Source organism: Streptomyces sp. NPDC050388, assembly GCF_040655635.1.
Lineage (GTDB): Bacteria > Actinomycetota > Actinomycetes > Streptomycetales > Streptomycetaceae > Streptomyces.
Map to the genome: position 1 here is coordinate 44,038 of NZ_JBFAKH010000028.1, position 12,274 is coordinate 56,311.

Below are 12,274 nucleotides of genomic sequence, written 5' to 3' on the forward strand. Positions count from 1 at the left end.
AGGTCCCGTCGCCCCGGCGGACGGGACGTCACGACAGGACCCGGCACCCCCGGCCGGTCGCCCCGCCGGCTCAGCCGAGCCGTACCCCGCCGTCCTTCGCAGAGTTCACGCAGGTGAGGGAAGAACCGTGCAGTTCCGCCAACAGGCCCTCGCCAAGCTCCAGTCGCCCGAGGAACTCGATCTCCCGGTGCGCTTCGCCCGGCCGCAGGGCTGGCTGGTCCTCTCCGTGACCGTGGTCGCCATGGCGGCCGCCTCCGTGTGGGCGGTGACCGGATCCGTGACCTCCACGGTGGCCGCGCCCGCCGTCCTGACACACGGGCAGGGCAGTTACGTCCTGCAGAGCCCCCTCGCCGGCCAGGTCACCGCGGTCCTCGCGAAGCAGGGCGAGCGGCTGCCCGCGAACTCCCCCGTCCTGAAGGTCCGTACCGAGCAGGGCGACGCCGTCGTCCGCACCCTGGACGCCGGCCGGATCACCACACTCGCCGCCAGCGTCGGGCAGATCATCACCACCGGCGCGAACGTCGCCGCCGTGGAGAAGGTCGCCGACGCCGACGACCCGCTGTACGCGACCGTCTACGTCCCCGCCGAAAGCGCCGCCGGTATTCCCGCGCGCGCCTCGGTCGACCTCACCGTGCAGTCGGTGCCGAGCCAGGAGTACGGCGTGCTGCGCGGCGAGGTGAAGTCGGTGGACCGCTCCGCGCAGTCCGCCCAGCAGATCACCGCGTTCCTCGGGGACAGCCAGCTGGGCGAGCAGTTCACGAAGAAGGGAAGGCCGGTGGCCGTCACGGTCGAACTGGAGAAGTCGTCCGCCACGAAGAGCGGTTACCAGTGGTCCTCCGCCCAGGGGCCGCCGTTCCCCCTGACCTCGATGACCCTGGCCTCGGGCTCCGTCCGGCTGTCCGACGAACGTCCCGTCGACTGGCTGCTGCCGTGACCACCGCACAGGAGACCCGCGGCCGGCGCCGTGCCGCACCGCCCGGACGCAAGGTGCCCAAGGCGCGCGGGAAGACCGTCCGTACGCCCACCGTGCTCCAGATGGAGGCCGTGGAGTGCGGCGCCGCCTCCCTGGCGATGGTGCTCGGCCACTACGGCCGCCATGTCCCGCTGGAGGAGCTGCGGATCGCCTGCGGTGTCTCCAGGGACGGCTCGCGCGCCAGCAACCTGCTGAAGGCGGCCCGTGGTTACGGGCTGACCGCCAAGGGCATGCAGATGGATCTGGCCGCCCTCGCCGAGGTGACGGCGCCGGCCATCCTGTTCTGGGAGTTCAACCACTACGTCGTCTACGACGGCATGGGCCGTCGGTTCGGCCGTCGCGGGGTGTTCGTCAACGACCCCGGCAAGGGCCGCCGTTTCGTGCCGCTGGAGGAGTTCGACGGCAGTTTCACCGGTGTCGTCCTGACGCTGGAACCCGGGCCGGACTTCACCCGGGGCGGTCGCAGGCCGGGCGTCCTCGGTGCGATGCCGGCCCGGCTGCGCGGCACGGCGGGGACCATGCCCGCCGTGGTGCTGTCGAGCCTGCTGCTGGTGGCGGTCGGCGCGGCGGTGCCCGGACTCAGCCGTACCTTCATCGACGAGTTCCTGATCGGCGGCCGGACGTCGATGCTGGGCGTGCTGTTCACGTCGATGGGCGCCTGTGTGCTGCTCACCCTGGTGCTGACCTGGCTCCAGCAGGCCAACCTGCTGCGCGGGCGGCTCGTCTCCTCCACCCTGTCCAGCGCCCGCTTCCTGCGGCACCTGTTGCGGCTGCCGGTGACGTTCTTCTCCCAGCGCAGCCCGGCGGACCTGGTGCAGCGCCTGCAGTCCAACGACGCCGTGGCCGAGACGCTGTCCCGGGACCTGTCGGCGGCGGGCGTGGACGCCGTCGTCGTCCTGCTGTACGCGGTGCTGCTGTACACGTACGACCCGCAGCTCACCTTCGTCGGGATCGGGGTGGCACTGCTCAACGTCCTGGCGATGCGGATCGTCATCCGGCTGCGCGCGACCCGTACGGCGAAACTGCGCGCGGACACCGCACGCCTCACCAACACCGCGTACACCGGCCTGCAGCTGATCGAGACGATGAAGGCGACCGGCGGTGAGGACGGCTACTTCCGCAAGTGGGCCGGGCAGCACGCGACCACGCTGGAGGAGCAGCAGCGGCTCGGTGTGCCGACTGCCTGGCTCGGCGTGGTCGCGCCGACGCTCGCCACGCTCAACAGCGCGCTGATCCTGTGGATCGGCGGTATGCGCGCGGTCGAGGGGTACATCTCGGTCGGTCTGCTGGTCGCCTTCCAGGCACTGGTCACCCGGTTCACCGCGCCGCTGACCCGGCTCAACGGTGTCGCGGGCCGGATCCAGGACTTCGCGGCGGACGTGGCCCGGCTGAAGGACGTGGAGAACTTCCGGGCCGACCCGCTCTACGGCCGTCCCGGCGCCGGGGAGTCCACGCGCCGGCTGCGCGGCCACGTCGAGCTGCAGAACCTCACCTTCGGCTACAACCCGCTGGACAAGCCGCTGTTGACCGGCTTCGACCTGACCGTCGGGCCGGGCCGGCAGGTGGCGCTGGTCGGTGGTTCCGGCAGCGGCAAGTCCACGGTGTCCCGGCTGATCTCGGGCCTGTACACGCCGTGGGAGGGCGTGATCCGGATCGACGGGCAGCGCATCGAGGACATTCCGCGCGGGGCGCTGGCCGCGTCCGTCTCCTTCGTCGACCAGGAGGTGTTCCTCTTCGAGGGCACCGTCCGCGACAACGTGGCGCTGTGGGACCCGTCGATCCCAGACGAGGCGGTGGAGGAGGCGCTCCGGGACGCGGCCCTGTACGACGTGATCGCGCGTCGGCCGGGTGGCATCCGGAGCCGGGTCGAGCAGGACGGCCGGAACTTCTCCGGCGGGCAGCGCCAGCGCCTGGAGATCGCACGGGCGCTGGTGCGGCGGCCGAGCATCCTGGTGCTGGACGAGGTGACCAGCGCGCTGGACGCCGAGACCGAGCTGGTCGTGATGGACAATCTGCGCCGTCGCGGCTGTGCCTGTGTGGTGATCGCACACCGGCTGAGCACGGTCCGGGACAGCGACGAGATCGTCGTCCTCGACCACGGCACGGTCGTGGAGCGCGGCCGGCACGAGGAACTGGTGGCGCGCGGGGGCTCGTACGCCGCGCTGGTCAGGGAGCGGTGAGATGACGACGGCCGTGCAGGAGGGGCACGGGGGCGACCTCGTGCTGGGTGCGCTCGGTTCGCTGGGCACGCGGATGGACTGTGCCGGGTTCAACCGGCTGGACCTGGCGGGGCCGCAGACGCTGTGGCTGATCGCGGCCGGCTCGGTGGACCTGTTCGCCGTCGACGCCGAGGAGCAGGGCCACTGGCACCACCTGGGCCGGCTGGCGGCGGGCTCGCTGCTGCTCGGCCCCGGCACGGGACCGCGGCACACCCTGGTGGCCCGGCCGCTGCGGGACTGCGTGGTGCACCGTATCGGCCTGCGCGAGCTGTACCAGGCGGCGGACACCCAGACCTGGTCGTACGACGAGTACGGCAATCCGCAGTACGTCCCGCCGACCACGAGTCCGCTGGAGTACGCCCTCGCCCTCGGTGTGGGCCGCAGTCTGTCGGTGCTGTTCCAGGCACCGATGGCCACCGAGCGGGCCGCCGCGCCCAGCGACGACGACGTGTTCTGGATGCAGGTGCCGCCGGGCAGCGTGCAGTACGGCTCGCTGTACGGCGCCGAGGCCGCGGCGGACCTGCTGATGGACCCGGCGCTGTGGCAGAGCCTGGTCGACCAGCAGTACCGGCTGATGACCACGTTGGACCGCTGGATCGAACAGCTGGAGCGCACCCACGAGACACGCACCGCCGAGGGCATCAAGGCCGGTGAGGCGGTCCGCGCCCAGGCCGACCGGACGCTGCTCGCCGCCATCGGCAAGCGGTCGGCGCAGGGAACGACCGCGGCCGACGCGGACGCCACGTACGCGGCCTGCGAGCTGGTCGCGCGGGCGGCCGGGATCACGCTCGCCGAGCCGGCCCGGTCGGGCACCGGCGGCGATCGTCTCGATCCGGTCGAGCAGATCGCCGTCGCGTCCCGTCTGCGCACCCGTGCCGTACGGCTGGACGGCCGTTGGTGGCGGGACGACGTCGGTCCGCTGGTGGGTCACCGGGCGTTGTCCGGCGCGCCGGTTGCGCTGCTGTGGCGGCGCGGCGGATATGTCGCGGTGCATCCCGCGACGGGGCGGGAGACGCCGGTGGAGAAGGCGAACGCCGCGGAGTTCGAGCCGCAGGCGGTGATGTTCTACCGCCCGCTGCCCGAGCGGCGGCTCAGCCCGCTCAGGCTGGTGCGGTTCTGCATGTCGGGCACCCGCGGCGATCTGACGGGGCTGCTGCTCAGCGGTCTGGTCACGGTGGCGATCGGGGCACTGGTGCCGATCGCCACGGGCAAGGTGCTCGGCGAGTTCGTGCCGAAGGCGCAGACCGGGCTGATCACGCAGGTGTGTCTCGCGGTGATCCTCAGCAGTGTGGTGGCCGCCGCCTTCATGCTGCTGCAGAACCTCACCCTGCTGCGGCTGGAGGGCCGGGTGGAGGCCACGCTCCAGCCGGCCGTGTGGGACAGGCTGCTGCGGCTGCCGACGTCGTTCTTCACCGAGCGCTCGACCGGTGAGCTGGCGAGCGCGGCCATGGGCATCAGCGCGATCCGCCGGCTGCTGGCCGGGGTCGGGCCGACGGTGGCCCAGTCGGTCACCGTCGGCGCGATGAACCTGGGGCTGCTGCTGTGGTTCAGCGTGCCGATGGCGTTGGCCGCGATCGGGATGCTCGTCGTCATCGCCGCGGTGTTCACGGGGCTCGGGCTGTGGCAGGTGCGGTGGCAGCGGCGTCTGGTGGTGCTCACCAACAAGCTGAACAACCAGGCCTTCCAGACACTGCGCGGCCTGCCGAAGCTGCGGGTGGCGGCGGCGGAGAACTACGCGTACGGGGCGTGGGCGTCCGAGTTCGCCCACAGCCGTGAGCTCCAGCAGAAGGCCGGCCGGATCAAGAACCTGACGGCGGTGCTGGGCGCGGTCTATCTGCCGCTGTGCACGCTGGCGATGTTCATGCTGCTGGCGGGCCCGGCGCGCGGCTCGATGACGGCGGCCGAGTTCCTCACCTTCAACACGTCGGTGACGATGGTGCTGACCTCGGTCACCCAACTGACCGGCGCGTTCGTCTCCGGGGTGGCCGCGCTGCCGCTGTTCGAGCAGATCCGGCCGGTGCTGGACGCGACGCCCGAGGTGCGGGCGGCGAGCACCCGGCCGGGCCCGCTGAGCGGGGCGCTCGAGGCACGGCGGGTCTCCTTCCGCTACTCGGACGACGGTCCGCTGGTCCTCGACGACGTCTCCTTCGAGGTGCGGCCGGGAGAGTTCGTGGCGGTCGTCGGCCCCAGCGGCTGCGGCAAGTCCACACTGCTGCGGCTGCTCATCGGCTTCGACCGGCCGCTGTCGGGAAGTGTGCTGTACGACGGTCAGGACCTGGCCGCGCTCGACCAGTCGGCGGTGCGCCGGCAGTGCGGTGTGGTGCTCCAGCACGCCCAGCCGTTCACCGGTTCCCTCCTGGACGTCATCTGCGGCACCGAGCCGTACACGCCCGAGGAGGCGATGGCGGCGGCCGAGATGGCGGGGCTCGCCGAGGACATCCGGCGGATGCCGATGGGTCTGCACACCATCGTCTCGGGCAGCGGCGCGGTCTCCGGTGGCCAGCGGCAGCGGCTGATGATCGCCCAGGCGCTGATCCGCCGACCGCGCATCCTCTTCTTCGACGAGGCGACCAGCGCCCTGGACAACGAGACGCAGCGCACGGTGATCGAGAGCACCAAGGCGCTGCGGGCCACCCGGGTCGTCATCGCGCACCGGCTGTCAACGGTGCTGGACGCGGACCGGGTGGTGGTGATGGAGCACGGCAAGGTGGTCCAGCAGGGCCCGCCGGCCCACTTGCTCGCCGACCCGGCCGGGCGACTGCACGAACTGGTGCGACGACAGATGGCGTGACGCCGGCCCGCGGATCGGCGAGAGCGTCGGACACGAGTCCGACATGCTTCTGGAGTCGTGTTCCCGTCAGGGGGAGCAAGCCTCCGGAAACGCCGGAGGCCGGCGGGCGGCCCCACTCCGCCCGCCGGCCCCCTTGTGCGAGACCGCACGTTCCGCGAGGAGGTCGGTACTCCCCAGTACCCCGACCGCCACGCGGTCACGGGAACCGTGCGGTCCCGGTCTCAGAACGTGAGGACGCCCGAACCGTGGGCGTTCATCACGCATTCGTTGGGGAAGGTGCGCTCGTAGGACACGCGCTGCCCCTGCCACACGCCGTCGACGGTGACCACGACCGGGTCGTACTGCTTGGTGCAGAACACACCCTCCGCGGCAGTCAGCGCGCGCAGGTCCCCGCCCACCTCGGCCAGCTCCCCGCACGCCGCGGCCGCGGCCGGGTGGGTGCCCGAGGCCTCGGGGGCACAGGTCAGGGTGACGGCGCGTTCCGGCGTGACGACCGCCGCGCTCTCGCCGCGCCCCATGGTGAGCACGAGGGCCGACGGGGCGTAGAGCGCGGACGGGGCGTCGCCCGGGACGGCCGACGCGCCGTGGGACAGAGGTGCGCAGACGGCCGCGGCCGTCAGGGCGAGGGTGGCGGCCCAGCGCGCGGTGTTCCGCATGGTGTGCATCCTTCCGCTCGTTTCGACGAGGTGCCGGACCCTGCTCGGTGGTGCCGGGCCGGCGAGCGGGAGTCTGCCGAGTCCGCCGCGGAAACACACGTCGACCCTGCCGGTTTCGGTAACCTTGCGTATTGAATCAGTGGCGCGAAGTCACGGAACGTGGACACGCGAACCCCGTAATCACAGGGGTGCCGCGTGTGCGAAGTGGCCAGATGGCCGAATTCCCGCCGCTCAGCAATAGGCCTGAAACATTCCGATTCCGCTGCCGGCCGACCGTTCCGCGACAACTTGTGTTCATGATTCCTCCGCCGTCCGCTCGCCGAACCGGACCTCGCCCTCGCCCTGTCGGGGCGGTGGAGCGGAGTGGCGTGTGCCGGGGCGGTGGACCGCCACGGCACACGGTTCACGTCAGGAGTCCTCGGCCGACTCCACCGGTTCGGTCACCCAGCGCTGGCCCTCGGCCCGGTCCCGCACCCTGACGACGACGTCGGCGTTCGCGTCAGGGCCGGCCGGGGCGAGCGCCAGCTGTTCGTCCCAGCGGGGCAGCAACTCGCCCTGCACGGTGAGGTCGTAGCGCACGTCGTCGCCCCGGCCGTCGTTCTCCTCGGCGCAGGTGGCGAGAACGACGACACCGGCGTCCTTGTGCGAGTCCAGGCACAGACCGGGGTCGGCCACGCTGCGCAGCAGGCCGTCGTCCTCGTAGGTCCACTGCTGGCTCCACCGTGAGGAGCACGGCGCCATCCGGGTGCCGACGCCGTCCCGGGGCTCGCCCCGGGTGTCCAGGCACAGGCCGGAGGCGGCGTTGCGCAGGAGGGTCTGCTCCGGACCCGTGGGCAGGCCGGCCACGCCCGGCGGGGACTCGGTCGGTACGACTCCTCCGCCGCCGGCCGCGCCGGCGGCGCCCGTCGGGTCGGTGCCGCCGTCGGGTGTGGAGGGCCCCGCGATGAGCACACTCACCAGCACGCCGGCCGAGACGGCTCCGAGGCCGGTGAGCAGGGTGCGGGTGGAGCGCACCGCGTCCGGGAGTCCCAGGCCGGTGAGGCGGGCGGGTGCGGGAACCCGGGACAGGAGGCGGTGCCGGCTGCCACCGGACCCTCCGCCGCCCCGGTGTCCGCGGCGGGCGGCGCGGCCGCCGCGCGGGCCCGGCGTCGCCCGGCCGGGGCGGGAGTCGAGGTAGCGGCGGGCGCCCCAGCCGAGGACCGCCTCGGCGAGGAGTGTGCCGAGACCGCCCTCGAAGTGGCTCAGCTGCTCGGCCGCGTTCCGGCAGTAGCGGCAGTCCGTCAGGTGCTGCTGCACGTCGGGGAGCAGCGTCCTGCCCCGGCGGATGGGCACGTCGAGGAGTCGGTTGTAGAACCGGCAGTCCTTCGTGGGCGCGAGTTCCTGATGGGCGCGGACGCAGCCCTGACGGAATGCGTCACGCGCCTGTTCGAGCGCGCCCGACGCGATGTCGGGATCGATGCCGAGCAGTCCGGCCGGGACCGATATGGGTTCCGCCTCGACCTCCACGTGCCAGAGCACGCAGCGTGCGAGGGCGGGCAGGGAGCGGAAGGAACGCTGGGCGAGCGTGCGGTTGTCCGGCGTCATCGTCTTCGCCGCGCGCATGCCGCGTCCGCCCGCGGGTTTCTGCAGGTCGGGCAGAGCGTCCGCCGTGCGGTCGTCGGCGGCCCATTCCCGGACCGTGTCCCGCACGGCCACCAGCAGCACCGGGCGCAGTGCGACGGCCGGTTCGCCGAGGGCGATCCGGTCCAGGACCCGGTGCTGTGCCGCCGCGGTGACCATGGCGGCCGTCGGCCCCGACGAGGCGAGGCAGACGGTCGCGTAGTCGTGCATGGACGTCCAGTGACGCGCCGTCAGCAATGCCACGGACTGGGCGGCCTCGCTCTCCGGGCGGTCTCGCAGCCGCGTGGCGAGGGCCTCGTCGGACTCCCCCGGATCCCCGCCGGGAGGGGGATACGGTGGCCGACGGGGGTGAGGGGTGGGCACTGAGGTGGTTCCTTCCCACGCGCAGGTGACACAGAAGTTCTGACGCCTAAAAGGGAAGTCCCCGATTGGTCCATACCTCTTGGCGGCTTTGCGCGGGAGGACGCGAATTCACCGACGGTGAAATCGGATCCGGTTTGTCAACGCGCGTGCGACCCCGGATTTTACCCCCTCGCGGGTGGCTCACTCTCGCACACCCGCACAGGGCCGACAAGGCGCTCGGGCAACCTCCGCCCGTTGACAGGAAGTCGACACGAAAAGCCCGGCCGGTCCCCCTCGCACCGGCTTTCCACCTGTGCTTTTCCCCTCGCGCATTCCCCGGTTCGCATTCCGGGCGGCGGTGTCAGATCTGCCAGGACCGCAGTCGGTCCGCCGCCGCGTAGACATCCGCCGTACCGGACATCAGATCGCGGGCCAGGTCGACGATCGCACCGTAGGGCGGGTCGATGCCTGCTCCGCTGACGAACATGTACGCCACGGCCGTCGCGCAGGCGAAGCGGGCGTTGGCCGACGGCAGCGGCCGGAGCAGGGTGAGGGTGTGCAGCAGGGCGGCGGCCCGCCAGGCGGGATCCGAGTCCACGCCGAGGCGGGGCGGGTCGACGCGATGCCGGGCGACGGCTGCGACCAGCGCCGAGAAGTCGTTGATGGTGGGCTGGCCCGGGAGGACCTCCTCGTGCCGCTGGAGCAGCCAGGGCACGTCGATGTGCAGGACGGGTCCCATCGGTCAGGCGGCCCGCCCCTCGCCCTCGGCGCGTGGTTCGTCGTCCGGGAAGGCGGCGGCGAATTCGTCGGCGTGGGAGGCGAAGAACTGACGGAACGCCTCCGCGCCCTCCTGCAGCGCCCGGTGGCGCGCTATGTCGGCCGCCGCCGCCTCACGCACGAGCGCCTTCATCGATGTACCGCGCTCCTTGGCGATCTGCCGCAGGTCCTCGAGTTCACGGTCACTGAACTCCACATTGAGAGCAGGCATGCCCTCACGGTACCGCTCAGGTACTCGATCGTAAATATGCGCAGATCAGAGCGGTTGTGAACCGGTACCGACCGGACAGGCGGGAGCAGGCCGGAGGTGCCGCCCCGCGGAACGGGACGGCACCTCCGGCACCGGTACGGACCCTCCGGTCCGCCTCCTTGGGCCGGCGCCTCGTCTATCCCTGGTCGGCCACGAAGGAGGCCATGCGGGTCAGGGCGGCGTTCCAGTTGACGGTGTGCTCGTTGGTGGACCAGGACTGGATGTCGTCGATGAAGCAGAACTGGCCGACGCAGCCCTGGAGCTTCGACTGCGCGTAGGGGTCCTGGATGCTCGAGTTGGGGCCGCCGGAGAGGGTTCCCGCGGGCGGGTTCGGCAGCGCCGGGTCGAGTTGACGGGCGTACCAGCGACTGTGCTGGTTGTGCGCGTTGACCTCGCCGTATCCGGTGACGTAGGAGATGTTCAGGGCGTTGCGGCCCAGGATGTAGTCCATGCTCTGCAGCGCGCCGTCCCGGTACTTCGCGGCGCCGGTGAGGTCGTGGGCGGTGGCGAGGACGACCGCGTTGTTGAGGACCTGGTGGCTGGAGCCCCAGTCGTACACGTGGTCCTCGGGCGCGTACGGCATGCCGTACGGGTGGGCCCTGAGCGTGGCCAGGTAGCGGTCGGCGCCCTTGACGACGGAGCTTCGGACCTTGTCCCGGCCGGGCAGCGCGTTCGGCACCGTCGCGAGGTCGAGCCGGCCGGCCGCCGCGGTGCGCGACCAGTCGAAGCCGAGGGGACCGAAGATGTCGGCGGTGTGCACCGGGGAGTTCAGGATGTACCTCTCGAACTGCCGCTCCCCCGTGGTGAGATACAGCTCGGCCGCCGCCCAGTAGAACTCGTCGCCCACCTGGTCGTCCGGGTAGGCCCCGCCGCCGGTGCCGTCGTCCGGGCTCGCGTACTCCTGCGGGTGGGCGAGCGCGGCCGTCCAGGCCGTGCGCGCGGCCGCCAGCGTCCGCGCCGCGAACTCCCTGTCGTAGGACCGGTACAGACGTGCCGCCTGGGCGGCCGTGGCCGCGAGGTTCAGGGTGGCCGCGGTGCTCGGCGGATGCAGCTCGCGCCGCTGCGGGTCGTCGCTCGGCAGCAGCGGCAGTCCGGTCCACTGCTCGTCGTGGATCTTGTGGTGGGCCATGCCGGCCAGCGGCTCCCCCTCGGGCACCTGCATCTTCAGCAGGAACTCCAGTTCCCAGCGGGCCTCGTCGAGGATGTCGGGCACCCCGTTGCCGCTCTCCGGGATGTCCAGCGTGCCGTCGCCGAGTCTGTCGGCCTGTCCGGTGCGGGCGTGTCGGGCGCGCTCGTAAGTGCTGAGCACCTCCCAGGTGCTGATGCCGCCGTTGACGACGTACTTGCCGTGGTCGCCGGCGTCGTACCAGCCGCCGGTGACGTCGAGGGTGTAGTCGCAGACGCCCGGTTGGCAGGGCACCTCGCCGTCGCCCCGGTTGGGCGCCACGTCCACGTGTCCGGCGGGGCGGGCGTAGCCGGGGCGCAGGTCGTCGCGGATCTCGATGCCGCTGCGCTGGGTGTAGTAGTACTTCGCCGAGTCCAGCCGCAGCCGCTCGTAGGCGCTCGCGTCGATGTCGAAGGGCCGGCTGGTCTCGCCGTCCACGACCAGGGTGTAGCCGGTGCCCCGCTGACGGTGGGCGCCGAAGTCGACGGAGTGCACGTTCTGCCCGGAGGAACCGTCCACACCGCGCGGCACGGTCGTGCCCTGCCGGACGACCCTGCCGTCGGCGTCCTTCAGCCGCCAGGGCAGCTTCCCGGTCGCCTCGGTGACCAGGGTGGCGTTCTTCGGTCCCGACGGCAGGTAGGCGACCTGGTTGACGCGGACCCGGGGCCCGGTGTCGGGCTCGTACGGCTCAGGGGCCACGCCGCCCAGCAGGGAGACGTCGTCCACGCAGAAGCGCCAGGGGTCGGCGCTGCCGCCGAGCTGGAGGCCGACCTGCCCCTGGGAGGTGTCGACGGGCGAGGTGAAGGTGTAGGAGTACGTGTCGCCGAAGACGCCGAGCTGCGGGGTCATCTCGAAGTAGGTGTCGTACGGCGTCACCGACAGGCCGACGATCGCCCGGACCACGTGGCCCGCGGGCGAACCGCTCGCGGTGAAGGTGAAGCGGTACGACTCCCCCTTCACCAGGGTGATGTCGTTCTGGCCGACGGCGGCGTCCCACCGGTGGGCGGTGCCGCCGGGGACGTCGGCGCACAGACGGCCCTCGGACAGGCCCGTGGTGACCCCGGCGGAGGCCCACCAGGGGTCGGTGGTGGTGTCGAAGGTGCCGTTCCTGACCTGCTCGGCCTCCTCGGCCCCCGCCGGGGCGGCGGGCAGCGCGGTGAGCGCGCTCGCCAGCAGGCCGGCGAGGGACAGCAGAGCGGTTCTGCGTCTGTTCACGTCTGGGCTCCTCTGGGGAGGACACGGCGGCAGCACGGCGTGGGGGCGCGCTGCGTCTGGGGACAGCACGGGAGCATTATCGAATGGGAGCGCTCCCATCAATACGGGACCATGGTTGTGGCAGACATGACACTCCGTCAACGGTTGGGACGGGACCGGTGACGAACGCCGGGCGGACGGCGGTGCGGACACCGCGGGGAGCCGGCCCCCGGCGACCGCTTCAAGCGCCGCCCCCACCCCTCCGGCCCGGGCCGGAGGGGGCACCG

At 72.0% G+C, this 12,274-nt stretch carries 8 protein-coding genes; 3 read left to right on the forward strand and 5 right to left on the reverse strand.

The features are described from left to right. Nucleotides 1-127: 127 nt before the first annotated feature. The 3 genes from AB0I73_RS18200 to AB0I73_RS18210 are packed head-to-tail and all read left to right on the forward strand — an operon-like array spanning nt 128 to nt 5,983. On the forward strand, nt 128-934 hold the full coding sequence (locus AB0I73_RS18200; RefSeq protein ID WP_363038474.1) for an HlyD family efflux transporter periplasmic adaptor subunit: 807 nt from the start codon (nt 128-130) through the stop codon (nt 932-934). After that, nucleotides 931-3,153 carry an NHLP family bacteriocin export ABC transporter peptidase/permease/ATPase subunit gene (locus tag AB0I73_RS18205; protein ID WP_363038476.1) on the forward strand — a complete coding sequence of 741 codons (2,223 nt, stop codon included), beginning with the start codon at nt 931-933 and terminating at the stop codon, nt 3,151-3,153. The genes AB0I73_RS18200 and AB0I73_RS18205 overlap by 4 nt, the downstream gene beginning before the upstream one ends. Nucleotide 3,154: 1 nt before the next feature. After that, a complete protein-coding gene (locus tag AB0I73_RS18210; protein WP_363038478.1) occupies nt 3,155-5,983 on the forward strand; it encodes an NHLP bacteriocin export ABC transporter permease/ATPase subunit in 2,829 nt (942 codons plus the stop codon). A 221-nt stretch (nt 5,984-6,204) separates the two neighbouring features. Here AB0I73_RS18210 and AB0I73_RS18215 read toward each other — a convergent pair whose 3' ends face one another. The 5 genes from AB0I73_RS18215 to AB0I73_RS18235 form a co-directional block, all read right to left on the reverse strand. Then, on the reverse strand, nt 6,205-6,639 hold the full coding sequence (locus AB0I73_RS18215; protein WP_363038480.1) for a subtilase-type protease inhibitor: 435 nt from the start codon (nt 6,637-6,639) through the stop codon (nt 6,205-6,207). Between the two features lie 408 nt (nt 6,640-7,047). Beyond that, nucleotides 7,048-8,622, reverse strand: coding sequence for an RICIN domain-containing protein (locus tag AB0I73_RS18220; RefSeq protein ID WP_363038482.1), 1,575 nt, complete (start codon nt 8,620-8,622; stop codon nt 7,048-7,050). A gap of 340 nt (nt 8,623-8,962) precedes the next feature. Next, the gene (locus AB0I73_RS18225) at nt 8,963-9,340 is read right to left on the reverse strand and encodes a toxin Doc (RefSeq protein WP_363038484.1); all 378 of its coding nucleotides are present in this window, start codon (nt 9,338-9,340) and stop codon (nt 8,963-8,965) included. A gap of 3 nt (nt 9,341-9,343) precedes the next feature. Continuing rightward, on the reverse strand, nt 9,344-9,589 hold the full coding sequence (locus tag AB0I73_RS18230) for a hypothetical protein (protein ID WP_363038486.1): 246 nt from the start codon (nt 9,587-9,589) through the stop codon (nt 9,344-9,346). 175 nt (nt 9,590-9,764) lie between these two features. Further along, nucleotides 9,765-12,008 carry a glycoside hydrolase family 9 protein gene (locus AB0I73_RS18235; RefSeq protein WP_363038487.1) on the reverse strand — a complete coding sequence of 748 codons (2,244 nt, stop codon included), beginning with the start codon at nt 12,006-12,008 and terminating at the stop codon, nt 9,765-9,767. Nucleotides 12,009-12,274 lie beyond the last annotated feature (266 nt).

Coding starts and splice junctions, on each gene's coding strand:
- AB0I73_RS18230 (WP_363038486.1), bottom strand. CDS start 9,589: ATGCCTGCTCTCAATGTGGAGTTCAGTGACCGTGAACTCGAGGACCTG.
- AB0I73_RS18215 (WP_363038480.1), bottom strand. CDS start 6,639: ATGCGGAACACCGCGCGCTGGGCCGCCACCCTCGCCCTGACGGCCGCG.
- AB0I73_RS18225 (WP_363038484.1), bottom strand. CDS start 9,340: ATGGGACCCGTCCTGCACATCGACGTGCCCTGGCTGCTCCAGCGGCAC.
- AB0I73_RS18210 (WP_363038478.1), top strand. CDS start 3,155: ATGACGACGGCCGTGCAGGAGGGGCACGGGGGCGACCTCGTGCTGGGT.